This is a genomic window from Mycobacterium sp. NGS40 (assembly GCF_059812735.1).
The window spans coordinates 143,858-164,824 of sequence record NZ_JCALDG010000005.1; the positions used below are offsets into that span (position 1 = coordinate 143,858).

Consider the following 20,967-nt stretch of genomic DNA (forward strand, 5'->3'; position numbering starts at 1 on the left):
GCGCACTCCTGGGTCAGCAAAACAATGTCGAGTGCGATAGTAGCAGTATGCAATTGTTTGCGTCTACAAAAGTTGCCCTCTGCTAGGTGGTTGGTCGGGCGCCCGTCCGGCAGTATCCAGCGCGAATGGACTCACCCGCCGCGGCGGGGTTAACTCAGGCGATGTCGACGCCCAACCCGCCCGGATTTCCCGGGGGCCCACCGCCCGAGGGGTGGCAGCGGCCCGGCTACTTGCCGCCCCCGGGCCCGCCGATGCCACCGCAGGCGGGGTACCCCGGTTACCCACCGCAGCCCGGCTACGTACCGCCGCAGCCCGGCTACCCACCTTCGCAGCCATATCCCGGCTACGGCGGCTATCCGGGGGTTGATCCCCATGCGCCGTTCGGGCGCGATCCCGCCACGGGCGTCGCGCTGTCCGACAAGTCCGGTACCACGGCGGGTCTGTTGCAGCTTTTCTTCGGGGTGTTCGGCATTGGCCGCTTCTATATCGACTCGACCCAGATCGCGGTTGCGCAGCTGATACTCGGCCTCGTCGGACTCGTCTTCAGCCTGTTCTGCTTTATCGCGTTGCCGGTCCTGCTCGGCAGCGCCGTGTGGGCCGTCGTCGATGCGATCATGATGTTCACCGGCAGCGTGAAAGACAGCTACGGCCGCAAGCTTCGCTAGTCCACAGATCACGATCAGGTCACAATTCCCATCTCAATACATTGCGATCGGCGCGTCGAACCGCCTGTGCGACAAGGGAAATCTAGTGTCACTTCGTGAACCGCCGAACGGCCCTGAAGGTGCCCCTGATGCTGGCAGCGGGTGCGGCGCTGGCCCAAGCGCCGCGCGCTTTTGCTGAGGCAGCACGGTGGTCGCCGGATCGTGCCAACGCCTGGTATCGCGCACAAGGTTGGCTTGTCGGCGCGAACTACATCCCGTCGACCGCGATCAATCAGCTGGAGATGTTTCAGCCGGGAACGTTTGACCCACAACGCATTGACGGCGAGCTGGGCGTGGCCCGCACACTCGGTTTCAACACCATGCGGGTCTTCCTTCACGATCAGTTGTGGGCGACGGACCGCCCGGGTTTCCAAAGCCGTCTGAGCCAGTTTGTCGGAATCGCGTCGCGCCATGGCATCAAGCCGCTCTTCGTCTTGTTCGACTCCTGTTGGGACCCGCTGCCGAAGGCCGGCCCGCAGCACGCACCGGTACCGGGGGTGCACAACTCCGGCTGGGTGCAGAGCCCGGGCGCCGAGCGCCTCGGCGATCCCCGCTACGTCCCGGTCATGCAGGACTACGTCACGGGAGTGTTGAGCCAGTTCCGTAATGACGACCGGGTTTTAGGGTGGGACCTGTGGAACGAGCCCGACAATCCCGCGAAGGAGTACCGCAAGGTCGAGCGCGCGGACAAGCTTCAGCGGGTGGCCGACCTGCTTCCTCAGGTGTTCCGGTGGGCGCGAGCGGTTGATCCCGCGCAGCCGTTGACCAGCGGTGTGTGGCAGGGATCCTGGGGAGACCGGGGAAGCCGCAGCGCGATCAGTGCCATCCAACTCGACAACGCCGACGTGATCACCTTCCACAACTACGGCAAACCGGCCGAGTTCGAGTCAAAGATCAACGAATTGGCTCCGCTGGGGCGACCGATCCTGTGCACCGAGTACATGGCCCGGTCCCAAGGCAGCACCCTGGAAACGATCCTGCCAATTGCCAAGCGACACAACGTCGGTGCGTTCAACTGGGGTTTGGTGGCGGGCAAGACCCAGACCTATTTTCCGTGGGACTCGTGGAATCACCCGTACCCGGCACCGCCCAAACTGTGGTTCCACGACCTGCTGCTACCCGATGGTCGCCCATACCGGCCGACCGAAATCCAGGCGGCGCGGGGGTTGACCGGCGGGCTGGGCTAGCCTCGGCGTCACTCACCGCACGGTAGCCGCGAGGTTGTCCGCAACCTCGCGCTGCCAAGAAGTGTTGGCGTGGTTGGTATCCACCTCGATTTCGAAGCGGTCGGTCATCTCCGCGGTGATGTCGGCGGCATCGACATAGAACTGCTCGTACCAGCGCCGGTGCTGATACACCGCGCCATCCTCCTCGGTGAGCAACGGATTCTCGATGCGCGTCTTGTGCTTCCAGATCTCGACGTCTTCGAGGAATCCCTCGCCGAACGATCGGCTCATCGCGGCGGCGAGCTTGGCCGCCTTGTCGGCCGGCAGGCCGGGAAGTTCCTGAACGGCCACGCCCCACTGCAGCACGAATGAGTTGTGCGTGACCGGATAGTGGCAGTTGATCAGCGCGACTTCAATCGTGAAGTCCGGCGCCACGTCGTTGTGCAACCAGTTGATCATGTAGGCGGGGCCGAAATACGTTGCCTCCGAGCGAAGCTTCGTTCCTTCCCAGAGCTTCTCGTAGTTCTTGGTGGTGTCGGGCCGGGCCTTGGATTCCATGATCTGGGTCGCCGTGTGGCCTTCGATGATGTTCTTGAAGAACGTCGGGTACGCATGGTGGATGTAGAAGAAGTGGGCCATGTCGACGTTGTTGTCGACGATCTCGCGGCAGTGCGATCCCTCGATGAGAATCGAATTCCACGACCACGGGGACCACTGCCCGTCGGCGTATCCGTCAATCGTCGGCGGGAAGAGCTCCGGCGCCGGCGTCGACCCCTCGGGATCGTGCCAGACGAGCAATTGGCCGTTGACCTCTCCGGTCGGCCAGCGCCGTGTCCGTGCCAATCGGGGTGTGCGCTTGGCGTAGGGCACCAAAGAGCAACGTCCGGTCGAGCCCTGCCAGCGCCAGTCGTGAAACGGGCAGGCCACCGAATCACCCTTGACGGTCCCCTGGGACAGGTCGCCGCCCATGTGGCGGCAGTACGCGTCGAGAACATGCACCTCGCCGGCCGTGTCGGCGAACACCACCAGACGGGTCCCGAATGCGTTGATCGCATGGGGTTTTCCGTCGCGGAAGTTTTCGGCCAGACCGATGCAGTGCCAGCCGCGGGCGAAGCGCTCCATGGGTACGCCGGTGTCGATGTCCCGGACGTCGTCGTTGCTAACCACAGCGATTCCTCCTCAGCCGTCTTCTGCCAGTCGCCGCACCGTGGCGAGGTACTCCTCGACGATGTCGAGAACCACGTCGCGCGAGCGCCGTACCTTATTGATCGACCCGACGATCTGCCCTGCCGGCGAGCCCGACAGCGCACTCGATCGCGCCCGCATGAACCGCGCGGATGCATCCGCATACACGATGCCCTGCAACGGCATCGGCAACGGTTCGGGATTGTCGGGGCCTTCCCATGCCTCGGTCCATTCGGTACGGATCTGCCGGGCCGGCTTGCCGGTCATCGCGCGCGAACGCACCGTGTCGGAATACCCGGCCTTTAACAGGTTCTCGACCACCCACGGCTCCGTCGACGCCTCGGCGACCGTCAGCCACAGCGAGCCGGTCCAAGCCCCTTGTGCGCCAAGGGCCATCGCGGCCGCCATCTGCCGGCCGTTACCGATGCCGCCGGCGGCCAGCACGGGAATGTCCGGCCCGACCTCATCGACGACCGCGGGCACCAGCACCATCGTGGCGATCTCGCCGGTGTGTCCTCCGGCCTCCCCGCCCTGGGCGATGATCACGTCAACTCCCGCATCGACGTTACGCCGCGCGTGCCGCGGCGAACCACTCAAAGCGCCTACCAGTACGCCTTTTTCGTGTGCGGCGGCGATGGCGTAGGCCGGTGGCGGCCCTAGCGCGTTGACGATCATCGACACCGGGTGACGCAGCGCGACCTCCACCTGGCCCGGCCCTTCGGCCTCGACCCCGAGGCCGGCGGCGATCACCCGCCGCTCGGCGTCCTCCGGCAGCGGCGGCACACCGTGGTTGGCGAGCACTTTCTCCATGTGTTCGGTGTGGCTGGCCGGAATGAGCTCACGCAGCGCATCGAGGCTGAAGGGTTCGCCCTTGCCGACGAACTTTTCCGGCATCGCGAAATCCACCCCGTACGGCCGTCCGCCGACGTGCTCGTCGATCCAGGACAGCTCGACCTCGAGGCGCTCGGCGTTGTAGGCCAGCGCGCCCAGCACCCCATATCCGCCGGCCTTGCTGACCTCGGCGACCACGTCGCGGCAGTGCGAGAACGCGAACAGCGGGAACTCGATGCCGAGACGCTCACATAGGGAATTGGCCATACTTAGTCGCCTTTCTGAGTCACAGTGGGTTCCAACGAGCGGTGCCGTCGTCGCGGAAGGCGGCGAATGAGTTGGCCAGATCTCCCGTGCCCGTGCACATCACCTGTGTCCGGTTCTCGAGGTCGAGCGCATGACGCAGGCTCGGGGAGTCGATGGTCTGCCACATGGTTTCCTTGGTCATCCAGACGGCCAACGGCGAATTCTGCGCTATCTCACGGGCTTTGGCGACCGCGGTGTCGAGCAGACTCGCCGCGTCGACCACCTCGAGGACCAGCCCGATGACCGCCGCTTCGGCCGCGCCGAAAACCCTTCCGGTGAGCATCAATTCGGCGGCCCGCGACGCTCCGACCAGCCGCGGCAGGAAGTAGCTGGTGCCCATGTCGCACGCCGAAACCCCGTGCCGGATGAAAACCGCACCGAAGGTGGCCGATTCGGCGGCATACCGGATATCGCATGCCAACGCGAGCGCGAAGCCGCCGCCCAACGCGAATCCGTTGATCGCGGCGATGACCGGTACCCGCAGCCGGTGGATCTTCTCGAAGGCCGAGGCCATGAGTTCTTGAGCGGCCATCGTGACGGCGACGGTCGACGCGGCCGCCGAGCGTAGCTCGGCGTATGGGACGCCGGCCGTATCGGAGAGGTCATCCGGCTGCGACTTCAGGTCCGCACCGGAGCAGAAAGAGACACCCGCACCCGTCACCACGATCGCGCGCAGCGTGGGATCACCGTTCAGTTCGTCCAGCGTCCGATGCATGTCGACGAGAGTTTGTGAGTCCAAAGCATTTCGGCGCTGCGGTCGGTTGATCGTGACGATGGCGATCGCACCGTCGTCGAGGCGCTCGACGCCGATCGCGGCGCTCATGAGCCGGACCCGGAGGAGTCGGCGGCGAAGCCGGCGACCATTGCGGCCGACACCATGGGGTTGTCGAATTCGCGCCACAGCGTAATCTTGCCGTCGCGAAACTCGAACACGCCGAGGTAGTCGTTCTGATAGACGACGGGCTTGTCCCGACCGAGCGCGTCGCCCCGATAGCGCGCCACCAACATGTTCGGGTCAAGCAGGTCATAGATGTCGGTCAACGTGACTGTGAACTTGCCGAACATGACGAACATAGACCCGAGCAGCTCCCGAACGCCGTCTCGGCCGGAGTCGGGAACTGCGTCCTCGTAAGGCAATTCGAATCGGACGTCGTCGTGGAGTTCGGCGAGGACCGCGTCGAGGTCCAGGGCGCTGATGCCGTCCATGGCCCGCCGCAGCGTCTGCCTGTTGGCTTCGCGTTTTGCGCTGTCCGTCTCGGTCATGACCGCCTCCTACCTGGCCACCATGCCGCCGTCGGCGATGATGGTCTGCCCGGTGATGAAGCTCCCTGCGTCGGAGAGCAATAGCAGTGCGGGCGCGACCATTTCGGCGGGGTCGGCGATCCGTTTCAGCAGGGCGGACGCCTTCATCGCCTCGATGAACTCCGGCGGGTTGGCCCGCGCCATGTCGGTGTCGACCGATCCGGGCGCCAAGGCGTTGACCCGGATGCCCTGCGACGCGAACTCCGCGGCCATAGACCGGGTGAACGACACCATCGCGGCTTTGGCCGCCGAATACATCGACGTCGCAGGCGAATAGATGAAGGCACCGGCGGAGACGACGTTGAGGATCGACGCGTGCTCACTTTCGCGCAGGTGCGGCAACGCAACCTGGACCAAAAAGACCGGACCTTGCAGGTTGACCGAGAACGATTTCGACCACGCTTCCGGGGTGAACTCACCCAGTGGCAGCGACAGGGCATTGGCGGCGTTGTTGACCACCATGTCGATTCCGCCGAACTCCGCGACAGTGGCCTCGACGAGACGTCCGATGGCGTCCAGGTCGCCCATATGCGTGGGCACGCCGATGGCCCGACCACCGCCGAGCGCCTGCAGCTTGTCGGCCGCCGCGGCACACGCATCGGCCTTGCGGCTGGCGACCACCACATTGGCGCCGCACTCGACCAATCCCTCGGCGATGGCCAGCCCGATGCCGCGGGTGCCGCCGGTGACGATGGCGGTGCGGTCGGTGAGGTCGAAGAGTGCCTGCAGCGATTTCATGGCGCCATTACCTTACATCGTGTAAGAAAACTAGACGAGAGTCACTCGCGCAGGCCGATCCCGTACAGGATCAACGACTTCAGGTGCGCGATCAGTTCGGCCTCGCCGAGTGCCTTGTTCACCGAGGTGTGCAGCGTGACAGCACCGCGCATGGTGTCCATCAGCGCACTCCCGTCGACCTCCGACCGCACCAGACCCTCGGCCTTGCCGCGTTCGATGAGTCGGACCCACAGTGCCCGGACCGGGGCCATGTAGCGCGCTTCGACCTGTTCGACCAAGTCGGGCCGGCTGTAGAGCACGGTCGCGACGCCAGGCATGCCCGCCAGATAGGCAGGATCCGACTGAACGCGGACCATGCCGGTGATCAGGCTGGTCAATGCATCGGCAAACGGGAGTTCGTCGACCGCGGGGTATTCGCCGGGGGCGGACAAGATGGCGTCCTCGACCAGCGCGAACTTGCTGCCCCAGTGTTCGTAGACGAAGGGCCGCGACACCCCGGCATGACGCGCGACGCCGGCCAATGTGATTTCTTCGTAGCCGTTGGCGATCAACAGTTCCCGGGTGGCCGAGATGACCGCGGCGCGACGCTGCATGTCGCGCGGGCGCCCCCGCGCAGCGTCGGACTCGTCGGCTCGGATGGCCGACGTGTCCCGCCGCTCTCGCGCTGCGCCGTTCGGCGTCATCGTCGAACCATACCCACGGTCGCCGAAAGATTTGAACCGTTGTCCAACGCCTGAGCCGGCGCGGCGACGGCTACCGTTCTGACTCGAGTCAATCAAAGGAGCGTGATGGCCTACAAAATCGACCCGGCTTCGCTGCACACGATCGCCAAGCAAGTCGTCGGCCGGCCGCTGCAAGACGGCGAATTAATCACGCGGGCAATCGAATTGCTCGCAGACGATTATCCTGATCTGGTCGATCCGGCCCCAGGCCGATGGGTGGGCAGCAAGGCCGGCGGGATCCTCGGCAAGGTCCGTTTCTACACTTCAGCCCCCGTGATCTTCGGCTCTCCCACTGGAACGCAAGGCTTTTCGGGGCGCTACAAGCATGTGAACATCTACGAGTTCCTGATGGCCGGGCGAAGCGATTCCCACGATCTCGATTCCGACGACACGCAACTCATGACGCTGTCGCCCGGTGAACGCACCTGCCTGGAGCGGGGCCGCGCGAGGGGGCTGACCATTCATCCCGGCTCGTGACACGTCGACTACGGCCGTGGCGCCGTGGCCACCACGCTGCCGTTCGCAATGATGGACACCCTGTTGGTGTCACTCGAACTCGAATACGTCCGCCGCTCGGCGGTCGAATTCACCAAGCTGGTCGCCGGCGCTTTTGCCGCTGACGCGGACCCGCGACAAGCAGGCTCCCACCGGCACCTCGGCGCAAGCATTATGCCCCTTGCATTTCGAGGGACCGGTGGCGCCGCGGCTGCGGCCATGGCTGTGGAACCGGGCGCTGACGTACGTGCCGCGGCCACCAGAACCAGCGACCCAGCACCGCTGCGAACGACGGTGTCATCAGGGAACGGACGACCAAGGTGTCGAACAGCAACCCCAGGCCGATTGTCGTGCCCACCTCACCGATCACAATCAACTTACTCACCGCCATCGACATCATCGTGAAGGCGAAGACCAAGCCCGCCGAGGTGACCACGGAACCGGTGCCCGCCATGGAGCGAATGATGCCGGTGTTGAGCCCGGGCTGGATCTCCTCTCTCATGCGCGATACCAGCAGCAGGTTGTAGTCCGAGCCGACGGCCAACAAGACGATGACTGACATCGGCAACACCATCCAGTGCAACGGGATTCCGACGACGTGTTGCCACAGCAACACCGACAGCCCGAACGAGGTGGCCAGACTGAGCACCACGGTCCCAACGATGGTCGCCGCGGCGACCACGGCACGGGTGAGCACCACCATGATGATGAAAATCAGGATGAGCGCTGCGGTAGCGGCAATGAGCAAGTCGTAGTCAGCGCCTTGCTGCAAATCTTTATACATGGCCGCGCTGCCACCGAGGTATATCGTCGATCCCTCCAGTGGCGTTCCCTTAATCGCATCTGCCGCTGCGGTTTTGAGCGGCTCGACGTGCGAGGTGCCTTCCGTGGTTAGCGGGTCGCCTTGGTGCAGGATGGTGAACCGGACCGCATGTCCATCCGGGGAGAGAAACAGCTTGATCCCACGCTTGAAATCCGCGTTGTTGAAGGCCTCTGGCGGCAGATAGAACGAGTCGTCGTTCTTAGCGGCATCGAACGCTTCGCCCATCGCCGTGGCGTTGTCCTGCATGGCCATGGTCTGGTCTTGCTGCGCCTTCTGCGCCTGATACTGGTTGAGCATCATCTGTTTTTGGCTCTTCATCGATTCGATCATCGGCGGCATCAGCGCAACCATCTGCGGCATCAGCGCATCCATTCGATCGAGGTCGGGTACCAGGTCGCTGAGGTCATCGCTCATGGTCGAGATGCCGTCGAGTGCGTCGAACACGGAACGCAACGACCAGCACATCGGGATGTCGAAGCAGTGCTTCTCCCAGTAGAAGTAGCTGCGAATGGGACGCCAGACGTCTTCGAAATCGGCCATGTGATCGCGCAAGTCCTGTACATCGGCGCTGGTTTTACTCATCTTGGTGGCCATGTCGTGAGTGACTTGGGAGAGCTGCTGGGTGATGGTCTGCATCTTTTCCATCGAGTCGATCGTGACTTGCATGTCGTCGGCCTGTTTCAGCGTGTTTTTCAAGATGGTTTGCTGATAGTCGTTGTTCATGATTTGGCCGGTGCTGTTCATGCTGATGTTGTACGGAATCGTGGTGTGCTGAATCGGCTTTCCCTCTGGCCGCGTAATGGTCTGCACTTGGGCGATGCCATGCACGCGGACAAGGGCCTTGGCGATCTTGTCGATCACCAGGAAGTCGGCCGGGTTCCGCAGATCGTGATCGCTTTCGATCATCATCAGATCCGGATTCATTTTGGCTTTGGAGAAATGCCGGTCGGCCGCCGCGTATCCGATGTTCGCCGGCACCCCGGCGGGCAGATAGAGGCGGTCGTTGTACGTGGTGTGGTAGCCGGGCAGGGCGAGCAACCCGACCAAAGCCAACAGGATTGCGCTGACCAGAATCGCGCCGGGCCACCGGACGGTCGCGGCGCCAATCCGACGCCACCCTCGCGGCTTCGCCATGCGTTTGGGATCCAGCAGCCGGCCGAACCGCGTGACAACCGAAATCAGTGCGGGGCCAAGCGTCAAGGCGGCCGCCACCACGATGACCATCCCGACTGCCAGCGGGATGCCCATGGTCTGGAAGTACGGCAGGCGGGTGAAGTGCAAGCAGAAGGCCGCGCCGGCGATCGTCAGCCCCGAAGCCAGCACGACATGGGCCGTACCGTGAAACATGGTGTAGTACGCCGATTCTCGATCCTCTCCGGATCTGCGCGCCTCCTGGTACCGGCCAATCAGGAAAATCGCGTAGTCGGTGGCCGCGGCGATCGCAAGAGTCACGACGAGATTGGTCGCGAACGTCGTAAGCCCAAAGACCTTGTAGTAGCCGAGAAATGCCACCAGCCCCCGGGCGCCGGCTAATTCCAGCACCACCATCGCGAGCACGGTCGATACCGTCACAACCGATCGGTAGACGAGCAACAGCATCGCAATGATGACGGCGAAGGTCAGCAATTCGATGGTCTGCATGCTCTGGTCGCCCACCGCATTTTGATCCGTACTCGTCGCCGCGGGGCCGGTTAGGTACGCCCTGACCCCCGGTGGTGCCGGCGAGCTGGCCAGGATATCGCGCACGGCCTCCACCGATTCGTTGGCGAGTGCCTCTCCTTGGTCCCCGGCGATGTAGACCTGAACGTTGGCGGCCTTGCCGTCGGTGCTTTGCGCGGCTGCTGCCGTCAGCGAATCGCCCCAGAAATCTTGCACATGCTGGACATGCTTGGTGTCGGCCCGCAGCTTTCGCACGATGTCGTCATAGAAATGGTGTGCGTCGGCACCCAACGGCTTGTCACCTTCGAGCACGATCATCACCGAGCTGCTGGTGTCGAACTCCTGGAACACCTTGCCGACGCGTTTCGTTGCGATCATCGACGGCGCGTCGTTGGGACTCATCGACACTGCGCGCATCTTGCTGACCGTTTCGAGTTGCGGGACAACGGTATTGAGGACGGCGACGATTGCGATCCAGGCAACTACGATCGGCACGGCGAACGACCGGATGAGCCGCGGTAGCCTCGGGCGGGCCGCATGGCGGGCGACCGGAATCGCGTCGGTCGGGGCGTCGGTCGCGGGTATGGTCATGCCGACTTCACCAAGCAGAAGGTCTCGGCATTCGCACCCGTGACGGTTCTTTCGTCCTTGACCTCGTTGTTGACGGTGATCCGGCATGTCACGGTCTGACCGTCGACCTGAGCGAGAATGTTGGGCGTGGCGGCGGGGGCGGTGGTTCGCAGCGTCAAGGACCATGGCAGCGAAGCGTTTACGGCTCGCTGAGGCTTGGAGTCCAGGTCCAGATAGTTGATCACGGCCGTGGACCCGGCACCGAACACCTCGTACGTTACGACCTTGGGGTTAAAGGAATCTGCGGTGTCCGAACCCCTCGGAGTCACCAGCACGGCATTGGCTCCGAAGATTTCACGTAACTGCCCTACGGTGGCGACGCCGACCGCGACCGCGACGGCGATCAGGATGGGCAGCCAGGTGCGGCCGAGAAGTTTGGTCAGCGGCGGCCGAGCCGGTCTCGCCGTCGGCAGGTCCCGCGCCAAGACCTGCCTTGGTTCGACACTCTGAGCAGGCAGCGGCTCCTGTTTTGCAGCCGCGATATCGCGAACGTCAGTCAAGGTGCGGGCCTTTCAGTGATCCGAGGTGAGCCGGAGTTCGGGACCGACGGTGGTCTGGGTAGATAACCTAACCAATTAAGTGGATAGGGTCAATCCACTTACTGGAAATGTTGCCCTCGTTACACTCATCGACGTGAGCGCTCGCGAGATGACGTGCCGCCCGCTGAGGAAGGATGCCGAGCGCAACCGGCAGCGGGTGATCGAGGCCGCCCGCGAACTTTTTGCCATCCGCGGTCTGGAGGCCACTCTCAACGAGGTCGCTCACCACGCGGGCGTCGGCGTGGGAACCGTGTACCGACGGTTTCCCACCAAGCAGGAGCTGCTCGAGGCGATCTTCGAGGACGGCATCGACGAGCTGACCACGCTGGCGGAAACCGCGTTGCGTCACCCCGATTCATGGCAGGGCTTCGTGTGGTTTGTCGAGCAAATGTGTGAAATTACGGCGACCGACCGAGGAATACGCGAGGTCGCCTTCGGTAAGTGCTTCGGCGGCGACCGCGTGGAAGCCGCCCGAGTTCGCCTCGTACCAAGGCTTTCCGAACTTGTCGAGCGGGCACAGCATGACGGTCACCTACGGCCGGAAACCGCACCCGGGGACATGCCCATCTTTGGCCTGCTGGCCGGAACGGTCAGCGAGTACGCCGGACACGTGGACGCCGAGCTGTGGCGACGATATGTGGCCATCCTCCTCGAGGGCATGCGTTACCGCAGCGACCAACCGCCGCTGACGATCAATGCGCTCGAAGAAGAAGAGCTCGAGGCGGCCATGCATACCTCCGAGCCTGCTGGTACGCGCCGCTGACTCAGACTGCAACCTCGTGGTGGCGAGTTTGATTGCCCCCGCGGCGTTTGGCTTCATACATGGCGTTGTCGGCATGGGCGACCACCTGGCGAAACGCTTCGTCGGCATAATCGGTGACCATGTCGCGCAACGCCAGGGCGGCGATTCCGACGCTGGCGGTCACGGGGTCGTCGATTGCGGCCACGGCGTCACAGAGGTACAGACCCCACTCGGGCCGCTGTTCCGCCGTCACGATTTCGGCGATCAAGAATTCCTCCCCACCGACGCGACCGACGATGGCGGTGTCGCTGCAGGCGGTGTTCAATGCGCCGGCAACCGCGACCAGCGCCTCGTCACCGGCGGCGTGTCCGCGGGTGTCGTTGAGGGTTTTGAACCGGTCCAGGTCGATCATCGCCACCATCAAAAACATGTGGTTGGCGCCGACGAGCATCCGCCCCACAACGGCCCGATCGCAGGCGCGCCGATTCAGCAGGCCCGTCAACGGGTCGCGGTTGGCGCGCAATAGATCAACCCAGAGTGCGCGCACGACGATCTGGATGGCCAACGGGACGACCGCGTTGAGTTCGAGGACCAGAAAGCAGCCGGTGAACGCCAGCATCACTTGCCCCGCGGCGGCCAGACGCGCCGCTTCCACGGCGGCAATGGTGAAGGCCAGGCCAAAATTCAGGGCCATGTACTTGGCGGTGTGGAAGAACGCGAGGTAGCCGCCCGTGACCGCCATGGCTGAGCAGGCCATCAGTCCTACTAGCGGCTGGGGTTGCCATACGCAGCCGAGGCCGATGATCACGCTGCCGGTCAAAACGAAGAAAAGAGATTGCCGGCGGGTGGGCCACCCGCGCAACCACAGCGCGGCCATGGTCAGACCGATCGCCGCGGCCAAGACCGAATAGGCCAGCGCCAAAGGCCGCAGCGGCAAGGTCTGATCCAACCACACGTTGGCCGGCACGAGCACCAACGAGCCCGCCACCCCGGCCAACAGCCTGCGTGTGTTGGAACCCAACCCGTGCGATTGCAAATAGCCTGTCAGCCAATCGAAATGGTGGTCCTGCTCCCACCACGTCGCCAGCCGCGTCATCGTTCTGCCCCTCCCGGACTCACTAGCCCCACGAACTACGCGGCCGGTTGCCACCGAGTGAGTTGGGTCACAGTAAATAGGATCGCGGGTTACAAATGCCCCGAATCGCCGAGAAAGCCAGGGCGGATGGCCGCACCGGCAACGCGCCAACCGGGCGCGGCGGCGGTCGAGGCTTCCTGGTGCTGGCACTCACCCGCGATTCTTCGCGGGAAGCTATTGGCGGTGGCGGAGGGATTTGAACCCTCGGACGGTTTTAGCCGTCACACGCTTTCGAGGCGTGCTCCTTAGGCCGCTCGGACACGCCACCGCCGAGCAGCTTACAGAACCAGTAGCCACTCACCCCAATCGCTGGCGGGCGAAGAACTCCTCCAGTGGCGCGGCGCACTCCGCAGCGAGCACCCCGCCACGCACCTCGGGACGGTGATTGAGCCGACGGTCGCGGACCACGTCCCACAACGATCCGACCGCACCGGTCTTGGGCTCCCACGCGCCGAACACCAGCCGCGCGACACGCGCCAGCACCAGCCCACCCGCGCACATCGTGCAGGGTTCGACGGTGACCGCCAGCGTGGCTCCCTCCAGCCGCCACCCATCGCCCAGCACGGTGGCCGCGGCGCGGATCGCCAGGACTTCCGCGTGCGCAGTCGGATCACCAAGGGCCTCACGGGCATTCACCGCGCGGGCGAGTTCGGTTCCGTCGGCGCCGACAATCACCGCACCGATCGGCACATCGCGCGGGCCAGCCGTTGCGGCGGCCGCCAGCGCGGCACGGATCAGCTCTTCGTCAGTCCTCACCGAACCAGGCGGTCGATCACCGACCGAGGCGGTCGATAACCGCCGACAGCTGGTCGGCAAAGCCCATCTCGCGAGCGATGCGGCCCAATTGCTCATCGGCGTAGAGGTCGGACTCGTCGAGGATCACACCCAGAACTGCTTCGGGCAGACCGATATCGGACAGCAGCCCAAGATCGCCTTCTTCGAACGGTTCCGAGTCCTCGAGGTCCTCGGGATCGATGTCGGCGTCCAGGCTGTCCAGAACTTCGGCGGCAATGTCGTAATCCAATGCGGCCGTGGCATCCGACAACAGCAACCGGGTTCCCGACGGCGCCGGGCGCACGATGACGAAGAACTCGTCGTCGATGTCGAGAAGACCAAAGACCGCTCCCGCACTGCGCAGTTCACGCAGCTCGGTCTCGGCCGCAGCCAGACTCGTCAGCGAATTGGGGGCCATCACCGAGCATCGCCATTGGCCCTCTTCGCGCACCACGGCGATGCCAAAGCCGTCCGGTGTATCCACGGACGGGCCTTGCGTTGCGGCCCGCTCTCGTCCCATGGGCGCCTACGCTAGTCGCTGACCAGGCGGCTTGACCAGACAGCGCAAACCAGCAGGGGGACCTCCAGCCGCCGTTGTCGACCCGCTGTGCCAACCTAGGTCTGTGTCGTGGACGGCGACTGGGACCGGGAACAAGCCCCCGGTGTGTGTCCTCGGGTTGGGACTTATCGGTGGTTCGCTCATGCGCGCGGCCGCGGCAGCCGGCCGGGACGTGTTCGGCTACAACCGCTCGGTAGAGGGCGCGCGCGGCGCAGTTGCAGACGGCTTTGTCGCATCGACAGAGCTCGCCGACACGTTGGCGCGCGCCGCCGATACCGGTGCCCTGATCGTGCTGGCGGTGCCGATGCCCGCCTTGCCGGCGATGCTCGCCCACGTCAGCGACCTGGCCCCAAATTGCCCTCTCACGGACGTCACCAGCGTCAAGACGGCGGTCCTCGACGAGGTGGTCGCGGCCGGTCTGCAGGACCGCTTCGTCGGCGGTCACCCGATGACGGGCACCGAGAGCTCGGGTTGGGCGGCCGGCCATGCCGGATTGTTCACGGCGGCACCGTGGGTTGTCAGCGTCGACGACCACGTGGACCCGGTCGTCTGGTGGATGGTGATGACGCTGGCGCTGGATTGCGGCGCGGCCGTGGTGCCGGCCAGATCCGACGAACATGACGCCGCGGCGGCCGCCATCTCGCATCTGCCGCACCTGCTCGCCGAGGCGCTGGCGGTGACGGCCGCAGAGGTGCCGCTGGCCTTCGCGCTGGCCGCCGGGTCCTTCCGGGACGGCACCAGGGTGGCGGGCAGCGCCCCGGACCTGGTGCGCGCGATGTGCGAAGGCAACACCGCCCATCTGCTCACCGCCGTCGACCGGGTGATGGACCTGCTCAGCCGTGCCCGCGACTCGCTGGATTGGGACAACTCGGTGGCCGAACTCGTCGAGGCGGGCCATGCCGCGCGAACGCGCTACGACCGCTTCCCGCGCTCCGACATCTTCACCGTCACAATCGGCGCGGACGGCTGGCGCCAAGAGCTCGCCGCCGCCGGCCGGGCGGGCGGGGTGATCAGATCCGCTCTGCCAATCCGGGATAGTCCACGATGAACCCGTCCGCATCGACGCTCACCGTGGTGTCGGCGACCGGTGAGTGCAGCTTGATCCCCGCACCGCCGCCGGAGCTGGCGTAACTCACCGTGGCCGCGGTGACGGTCATGTCCGGCACGTTGACGTAGACCACCGGCAACGTGATGGTTTCGGCCCGCTCGTGTAGCCCCAGCCGCCGGATGGGCAGCGCGTTGAAGAACGGGCTGAATACGACGTCGACGTCGAGTGCACCGTTGTACCCTTCGCGACGCTCGCCCTGGTGGTCGGTGACCATCCACATGTTCTCTTCGTCGCGGGAGATGGCAAGCTGGCGCTCCCGCTCGGCCAGGGTGATCGTCAGCCCGAACCTCTTGGTAGCCCCGGTTTCATCGGTCTGCACTTCGTAGAAAGCGCCGAATGCCGGGTTCGTCGCGGTAGCCGCGGCCACGATGCGTCCGGCCGCTCTAATCCGCTTGCCGGACACCTGTACTCGCACCGATTCCATGCGCGAGATGTCCGGTGCACGCCAGGTCAGCATCGCGGGCCAGACGCTGCCGGTCGGGTCAGAGGGGCTGTTCACACTCCCTACCGTAAGACGTGCCCACCCACTACGGCAGGCTGGTCGGCAACTGGGTCCGCCGTCACATCGATTCGTCGACGAGGCCTGCGCAATCGCCCGGTGCCGGGCACCGAAACCCAGACCGCCATTGCCAGCAGGCCGTCGAGGATCAGCGCGAGCCCGGCCACCATCAACGCGCCGACCAAGGCGAGTTGGAATTCGCGTTCTTTGATCCCGTCGATCAGGTAGCGGCCGAGCCCACCGAGACTGGCATAAGCGGCCACCGTCGCGGTGGCAACGACCTGCAGCGTCGCGTTGCGCAACCCGCCGAGAATCAACGGCATCGCGTTGGGCGTCTCGACGCGCAGCAGCACCTGGGCCTCCGTCATACCCATCGCGCGGGCGGCGTCGACCACCACCGGATCGACGTTGGCGATGCCCGCGTAGGTTCCGGCCAGCAGCGACGGCACACCGAGCAGCATCAGGGCAACCAGCGGCGGCCCGAGCCCCAGGCCGAACATCAGCACACCCAGCAGCAGCACCCCGAGTGTCGGCAATGCGCGCAGTCCGTTGACCGCACCCACCACCAGCAGCGTGCCGCGGCCCGTGTGGCCGATCACCATCCCGATCGGGATCGCGATCAACGCCGATGCGCCCACCGCCAGGGCGGTGTACTCCAGGTGCTCCAAGATGCGCGCGGCGAGGCCGACCGGACCGGTCCAGTTGTCGACGGTCAGCAGATAGGACACCGCCTGCTGGACGAAATTCATCGTGCACCACCGACGACCGGAGCCAGCACGGACCGGCGCGTGGCCGCACCCGCGTGGGACCAGGGGGTGGCGAACCGGCCGGCCAGCACGATCAACATGTCGATCACGACCGCCAACATGAACAGCGCGATGATGCCGGCCAGGATCTGATCGCTCTTGTCGGTCTGATACCCCTCGGTGAACCAGGTACCCAGGCCGCCGATGCCGATCACCGAACCCACCGACACCATCGCGATATTGGTCACCACGACCACCCGCAACCCCGCGATCATGACCGGGATCGACAGCGGCAGCTCAACTTTCAGGACCCGTTTGACGGACGAGTAGCCGACAGCGGTGGCGGCGTCGCGGACCTGGGCCGGCACCGCGTCCAGCGCCTCGAGCACCACGCGCACCATCAGCGCGGCGGTGTACGCGGTGAGCGCGACGAGGACGTTGGCCTCGTCCAGGATTCGGGTTCCGATAAGCACCGGCAGGGCCACGAACAACGCCAGCGACGGCACGGTGAACACCACACTGGCGGTCGCCGTCGTCAGCCGCCGCGGAATCGGAGCACGCTGTACCAGCACCCCAAGCGGCACCGCTATCAGCAACCCAATCAGCACCGGTACCAGAGACAACCGCAGATGGATCACCGTCAGCGTCCAGGCGTCGCCGAGATGGGTGAACAGATAGTGCATGGTCAGATCCGCCGCTGGTGTTCGACCTCGGCCAGCACGTCGGCAGCCAGCACCCCGCCGATGAACCTGCCTTCCCCGTCGACGGCGATCCCCACCGTCGAGGGCGACGACAGCGCCGCGTCCAGCGCTTGGCTGAGGTTGCCGCCGGGCCGGAACAACGCACTGATGCCGCTCATGCTGTCGGGCAACGACGCGCCACCGCCGTGGCGCCGCAGGCCCTCGCCGTCGATCCAGCCCAACGGACGGCCGTCGTCGTCGACCACCACCGCCCAGCCGGTCAGCGGACGATCGATAAGGTCGCTGACCGGGAGCGTGTCGACGGCATGCAGCGGCAGACCATTCGCCTTGATCAGCTGCAGCCACCGGTAGCCGCGGCCGAGGCCGATGAATCTCGATACGAAATCGTTGGCCGGCCGTGAAAGTAGTCGGGTGGGTTCGTCGTACTGCTGCAGCGCGCCGCCACGGCCAAAGATCGCGACCCGGTCGGCGAGTTTGAGCGCCTCGTCGATGTCGTGTGTGACAAACACGATCGTCTTGTGCAGTTCGTTTTGCAGGCGCAGTATTTCGTTCTGCAGCTCAAGACGAACCACGGGGTCGACGGCCGAGAATGGCTCGTCCATCAACAGGATTGGCGGATCGGCGGCCAGTGCGCGTGCCACGCCGACGCGTTGTTGTTCTCCGCCGGAGAGCTGCGCCGGGTAGCGGTTGGCAAGTTTGGCGTCCAGCCCGACGCGTTCCAGCACCTCGTAGGCCGCCCTGCGGGCCTGCCGGCGGGGTTGCCCCCGCAGGACGGGCACGGTCGCGACGTTGTCGATCACCCGCTGATGCGGCATCAGCCCGGCATGCTGGATCACGTAACCGATTCCGAGCCGCAGCTGCACTGGGTTGACACCTCTGACGTCCTGGCCGTCGACGGTAATGGTGCCCGACGTCGGCTCGACCATTCGATTGATCATCCGCAGCGCGGTGGTCTTGCCGCTCCCGGAGGAACCCACGAACACCGTCAGCTTGCCGTTGGGGACCGCCAGGCTCAGTCGATGGACGGCGTTGGTCCCGTCGGCGAATGTCTTGCAGACATCGTCGAAGACGATCACCGTCTAACCCCCACACCGGTCGTCATTGCGTAATCGGATGGTTGAAGCCGTTGTCCCGCACCCAGTTTCGTGCGGCCTGGTCGGGGTCGATGCCGGAGTTGCCCGCCACGGCGGCGTTGAGACCGGCCAGACCCTCAGTGGTCAGCTTGGCCGAGACCGCATCCAGGACATTCTTGAGGCGATCGGACTTCTTCTGCGAATTCACCAGCGGCACGATGTTGCCGGCCACGAAGCTGTGTTCGGGGTCCGCCAGCACCGCCAGATGGTTCTGTGCGATCGCCGGCGATGTGGTGAAGATGTTGGCCGCGTTCACCTTTCCCTCCACCAGTGCGCGTACTGTCACCGCTCCGCCGCCGTCGTTGATCGCGATGAAGTTGCCGGGACTGATGTTGAGCAAGTATTTCTGCCGTAGCCCGGGCAGGCCGGACGACCGGTTCTCGAAGGCCGACGGCGCCCCGAATTTCACCTCCGCCGAGTGTGCGGCCAGATCGCCGATGGTTTTGAGGTTCCACGCGGCGGCCGTGCGGCCCGTGACGGTCACCGTGTCGGTATCCGACGCCGGCGACGGTGTCAGAACCGACAGGTCACCGGGCAACTTCTGATAGAGCTCCAATTCCACCGCGTCGAGCATGGTCGCGGTCGAGTCGGGTGCGAAGTAGCGCAGCAGATTGCCGACATACTCCGGTACCAAATCGATGGAATGGTCTTTGAGCGCCGGGATATACGTCTCGCGGCTGCCGATGCCCATCCGCCTTCCCACGTCGAAACCATTGGCCTGCAACGTTTGTGCATAGATCTCGGCAATGATCTGCGATTCCGGGAAGTCGGCCGATCCGATCACGATGGATTTCATGCTGCGCGTCTCCGGCGCCAGCGGATCGGAATTGCTGCACGACGCGGCGAGGCCGCTGACCACGAGGCACGCTGCCGCGGGGATAATCACGCGGAGCAGGCGCCGCAGCATCCTCATAACGCTGACAGTAACGGCATCACACGCCGGGCGCTGTGGCCATGAAGCAGGCGGTTTGCGCGGTTTGGTTTCATTCTCGCCAGGATGGGACAAAGATGAATCTATGAGCAGCACCGACCCTGGCTTGCCGGGCAACCCGCCGCATAAGCCCACTGCGGCGCATCCCGCCGAGCCCGCCCCTGTGCCTCCCCCAGCGCCTCCCGGCGGCGTGAAACCGCCCCATGCGGCCACCCACCCCAAGGAATCGGCCATCGGGTTCACCCGCGCCGGCGCGCTGTGGTCCGCACTGATCGCGGGCTTCCTGATCCTGATCCTGTTGCTGATCTTCATCACGCAGAACACGACATCGACGCCGTTTCAGTTCTTGATCTGGCATTGGAGCCTGCCGCTAGGCGTGGCCATCCTGCTGGCGGCGGTGGTTGGCGGCCTGCTCACGGTGGCCGTCGGCACCGCACGGATTCTGCAGCTGCGTCGCGCGGCCAAGAAACATCACGCGGCGGCGGTGCGCGACTAACCGGGCAGCTTGCCCAGTTCCGCGAGTCCACGAGAGATCAACGGCGCGACCACTTCGGGCATGTGCTCGGAGTCTTTGCCGCTCGCCTGATCTGACATGCGCCGGCGGAAGTCGATGCCGGCGGCGATGATGGCGAGCTTGAAGTACGCCAGCGCCATGTAGAACTCCCAATGCGCCAACGGCAAACCGGACACAAGCGAATACCGGTCGGCCAGTTCGTCGGCCGTCGGCAGCAGCGGCGACGTCCAGGCCGCTTGCGCATTGACGATCAGATCCAGTGCCGGGTCGCGGTACACACACATCAGGGCCGCATCAGATAGCGGATCCCCCAACGTCGAGAGTTCCCAATCCACCACGGCACGCACCCGCGTCGGGTCGTCGGCGTCCAGGATGGTGTTGTCGATCCGGTAGTCACCGTGCACGATCGACGTACGGCTCTGCGGCGGAATAGCTTGCCGCAGACCGGAATGCAATCTTTCGACGTCGGAGTCGCGGTGGTCGTCGGGCAGCCGCACCAGTTCCCATTGCGAGCCCCAGCGCCGAACTTGGCGCTCCAGATAACCGCTGGGCCTGCCGAAATCGGCCAGTCCCACCGCGTTCGGGTCGACGTTGTGCAAGTCGACGAGTACCCGGACCAGCGAGTCGACGCATTTGTCGATCACGGTGTGATTGAAGGCTTCGAGCTGAGCGCGGCGACGGACGACCTGCCCGGCGACGAACTCGACGATCTGGAACGGCGCGCCCAGCACGGAGTCGTCCTCGCACAGCGCGATCGCGCGGGCCACCGGAACGGGCGTGTCCTGCAGTGCCGCCACCACTTTGTACTCGCGCGCCATGTCGTGCGCCGACGGGGTCAGCCCGTGCAGCGGTGGACGCCGCACCAGCCAGTTCGTTTTGTCGTCGTAGACCCGGAAGGTGAGATTGGAGCGGCCGCCGGAGATGAATTCTCCGCGCAACTCGCCGTCGCGCTCGATACCGAGCGAACGCAGATACCGGTCCAGCGCGGGCAGGTCCAGCCCGTCGAGTCGATCAGCCGAAGTCAC

General features: G+C 65.0%; 22 protein-coding genes, 1 tRNA gene and 1 pseudogene. 6 read left to right on the forward strand and 18 right to left on the reverse strand.

Annotation, left to right across the window (positions count from 1 at the left end; all coding sequences use genetic code 11):
• Window positions 1-161 precede the first annotated feature (161 nt).
• Entirely contained in the window at window positions 162-665 is a 504-nt protein-coding gene (locus AC5Y5O_RS09995) for a TM2 domain-containing protein (RefSeq protein ID WP_500025122.1), read from the forward strand.
• Between the two features lie 95 nt (window positions 666-760).
• Window positions 761-1,891: a cellulase family glycosylhydrolase gene (locus tag AC5Y5O_RS10000; RefSeq protein ID WP_096290521.1), complete on the forward strand. Its 1,131-nt coding sequence runs from the start codon at window positions 761-763 to the stop codon at window positions 1,889-1,891.
• A gap of 12 nt (window positions 1,892-1,903) precedes the next feature.
• On the opposite strand, the gene AC5Y5O_RS10005 is transcribed toward AC5Y5O_RS10000, so the two are convergent.
• Genes AC5Y5O_RS10005 through AC5Y5O_RS10030 form a run of 6 tightly spaced genes read right to left on the reverse strand, consistent with a single transcriptional unit; the run spans window position 1,904 to window position 6,915 of the window.
• The gene (locus tag AC5Y5O_RS10005; protein ID WP_096291438.1) at window positions 1,904-2,992 is read right to left on the reverse strand and encodes a 3-ketosteroid-9-alpha-monooxygenase, oxygenase component; all 1,089 of its coding nucleotides are present in this window, start codon (window positions 2,990-2,992) and stop codon (window positions 1,904-1,906) included.
• A 57-nt stretch (window positions 2,993-3,049) separates the two neighbouring features.
• Window positions 3,050-4,153, reverse strand: a complete 1,104-nt coding sequence (locus AC5Y5O_RS10010) for a nitronate monooxygenase (RefSeq protein WP_096290522.1) — start codon at window positions 4,151-4,153, stop codon at window positions 3,050-3,052.
• A gap of 19 nt (window positions 4,154-4,172) precedes the next feature.
• A complete protein-coding gene (locus AC5Y5O_RS10015) occupies window positions 4,173-5,015 on the reverse strand; it encodes an enoyl-CoA hydratase/isomerase family protein (RefSeq protein ID WP_096290523.1) in 843 nt (280 codons plus the stop codon).
• The gene (locus tag AC5Y5O_RS10020; protein WP_096290524.1) at window positions 5,012-5,455 is read right to left on the reverse strand and encodes a nuclear transport factor 2 family protein; all 444 of its coding nucleotides are present in this window, start codon (window positions 5,453-5,455) and stop codon (window positions 5,012-5,014) included. The genes AC5Y5O_RS10015 and AC5Y5O_RS10020 overlap by 4 nt, the downstream gene beginning before the upstream one ends.
• Before the next feature lie 9 nt (window positions 5,456-5,464).
• Complete coding sequence (locus tag AC5Y5O_RS10025) at window positions 5,465-6,232, reverse strand: SDR family NAD(P)-dependent oxidoreductase (RefSeq protein WP_096290525.1); 768 nt, start codon at window positions 6,230-6,232, stop codon at window positions 5,465-5,467.
• Window positions 6,233-6,273: 41 nt separating this feature from the next.
• A complete protein-coding gene (locus AC5Y5O_RS10030) occupies window positions 6,274-6,915 on the reverse strand; it encodes a TetR/AcrR family transcriptional regulator (protein ID WP_500024904.1) in 642 nt (213 codons plus the stop codon).
• 78 nt (window positions 6,916-6,993) lie between these two features.
• Between AC5Y5O_RS10030 and AC5Y5O_RS10035 the strand changes: the two are divergent.
• Window positions 6,994-7,554: pseudogene (locus tag AC5Y5O_RS10035) on the forward strand (isomerase); the annotation flags it as partial.
• Between the two features lie 67 nt (window positions 7,555-7,621).
• Here AC5Y5O_RS10035 and AC5Y5O_RS10040 read toward each other — a convergent pair.
• Together AC5Y5O_RS10040 and AC5Y5O_RS10045 are read right to left on the reverse strand one after the other, a co-directional pair.
• Window positions 7,622-10,522 (reverse strand): MMPL/RND family transporter, encoded by a 2,901-nt coding sequence (locus AC5Y5O_RS10040; protein ID WP_500024905.1) that lies wholly within the window; start codon window positions 10,520-10,522, stop codon window positions 7,622-7,624.
• On the reverse strand, window positions 10,519-10,944 hold the full coding sequence (locus tag AC5Y5O_RS10045) for an MmpS family transport accessory protein (protein ID WP_500025123.1): 426 nt from the start codon (window positions 10,942-10,944) through the stop codon (window positions 10,519-10,521). Before AC5Y5O_RS10045 ends, AC5Y5O_RS10040 begins: the two co-directional genes overlap by 4 nt.
• 265 nt (window positions 10,945-11,209) lie before the next feature.
• Between AC5Y5O_RS10045 and AC5Y5O_RS10050 the strand changes: the two genes are divergently transcribed.
• A complete protein-coding gene (locus tag AC5Y5O_RS10050) occupies window positions 11,210-11,863 on the forward strand; it encodes a TetR/AcrR family transcriptional regulator (RefSeq protein WP_096290528.1) in 654 nt (217 codons plus the stop codon).
• A gap of 1 nt (window position 11,864) precedes the next feature.
• Here AC5Y5O_RS10050 and AC5Y5O_RS10055 read toward each other — a convergent pair whose 3' ends face one another.
• From AC5Y5O_RS10055 to AC5Y5O_RS10070, 4 genes are all read right to left on the reverse strand, one after another.
• A complete protein-coding gene (locus tag AC5Y5O_RS10055; RefSeq protein WP_096290529.1) occupies window positions 11,865-12,938 on the reverse strand; it encodes a GGDEF domain-containing protein in 1,074 nt (357 codons plus the stop codon).
• A 217-nt stretch (window positions 12,939-13,155) separates the two neighbouring features.
• Window positions 13,156-13,245 (reverse strand) — tRNA-Ser (locus tag AC5Y5O_RS10060).
• 29 nt (window positions 13,246-13,274) lie between these two features.
• The gene (locus AC5Y5O_RS10065; RefSeq protein WP_500024908.1) at window positions 13,275-13,733 is read right to left on the reverse strand and encodes a nucleoside deaminase; all 459 of its coding nucleotides are present in this window, start codon (window positions 13,731-13,733) and stop codon (window positions 13,275-13,277) included.
• A 16-nt stretch (window positions 13,734-13,749) separates the two neighbouring features.
• A complete protein-coding gene (locus AC5Y5O_RS10070) occupies window positions 13,750-14,271 on the reverse strand; it encodes a tRNA adenosine deaminase-associated protein (RefSeq protein ID WP_500024910.1) in 522 nt (173 codons plus the stop codon).
• 142 nt (window positions 14,272-14,413) lie between these two features.
• Here AC5Y5O_RS10070 and AC5Y5O_RS10075 point away from each other — a divergent pair, with 142 nt between their 5' ends.
• Entirely contained in the window at window positions 14,414-15,358 is a 945-nt protein-coding gene (locus AC5Y5O_RS10075) for a prephenate dehydrogenase (RefSeq protein WP_096290532.1), read from the forward strand.
• Here AC5Y5O_RS10075 and AC5Y5O_RS10080 read toward each other — a convergent pair.
• From AC5Y5O_RS10080 to AC5Y5O_RS10100, 5 genes are read right to left on the reverse strand one after another with little or no spacing between them, the layout of a single operon-like run.
• Entirely contained in the window at window positions 15,321-15,875 is a 555-nt protein-coding gene (locus AC5Y5O_RS10080) for a putative glycolipid-binding domain-containing protein (RefSeq protein ID WP_423790958.1), read from the reverse strand. The two genes, AC5Y5O_RS10075 and AC5Y5O_RS10080, sit on opposite strands and share 38 nt — an antisense overlap.
• A 47-nt stretch (window positions 15,876-15,922) precedes the next feature.
• Window positions 15,923-16,666: an ABC transporter permease gene (locus AC5Y5O_RS10085; protein ID WP_096290534.1), complete on the reverse strand. Its 744-nt coding sequence runs from the start codon at window positions 16,664-16,666 to the stop codon at window positions 15,923-15,925.
• Window positions 16,663-17,346 carry an ABC transporter permease gene (locus AC5Y5O_RS10090; RefSeq protein ID WP_096290535.1) on the reverse strand — a complete coding sequence of 228 codons (684 nt, stop codon included), beginning with the start codon at window positions 17,344-17,346 and terminating at the stop codon, window positions 16,663-16,665. The genes AC5Y5O_RS10085 and AC5Y5O_RS10090 overlap by 4 nt, the downstream gene beginning before the upstream one ends.
• Window positions 17,347-17,348: 2 nt before the next feature.
• Window positions 17,349-18,440, reverse strand: a complete 1,092-nt coding sequence (locus AC5Y5O_RS10095; protein ID WP_096290536.1) for an ABC transporter ATP-binding protein — start codon at window positions 18,438-18,440, stop codon at window positions 17,349-17,351.
• 22 nt (window positions 18,441-18,462) lie between these two features.
• The gene (locus tag AC5Y5O_RS10100; protein ID WP_500024914.1) at window positions 18,463-19,410 is read right to left on the reverse strand and encodes an ABC transporter substrate-binding protein; all 948 of its coding nucleotides are present in this window, start codon (window positions 19,408-19,410) and stop codon (window positions 18,463-18,465) included.
• Window positions 19,411-19,513: 103 nt separating this feature from the next.
• Between AC5Y5O_RS10100 and AC5Y5O_RS10105 the strand changes: the two genes are divergently transcribed.
• The gene (locus AC5Y5O_RS10105) at window positions 19,514-19,924 is read left to right on the forward strand and encodes a LapA family protein (protein ID WP_500024916.1); all 411 of its coding nucleotides are present in this window, start codon (window positions 19,514-19,516) and stop codon (window positions 19,922-19,924) included.
• Here the strand turns inward: AC5Y5O_RS10105 and AC5Y5O_RS10110 are convergent.
• The gene (locus AC5Y5O_RS10110; RefSeq protein WP_096290538.1) at window positions 19,921-20,967 is read right to left on the reverse strand and encodes a phosphotransferase family protein; all 1,047 of its coding nucleotides are present in this window, start codon (window positions 20,965-20,967) and stop codon (window positions 19,921-19,923) included. The two genes, AC5Y5O_RS10105 and AC5Y5O_RS10110, sit on opposite strands and share 4 nt — an antisense overlap.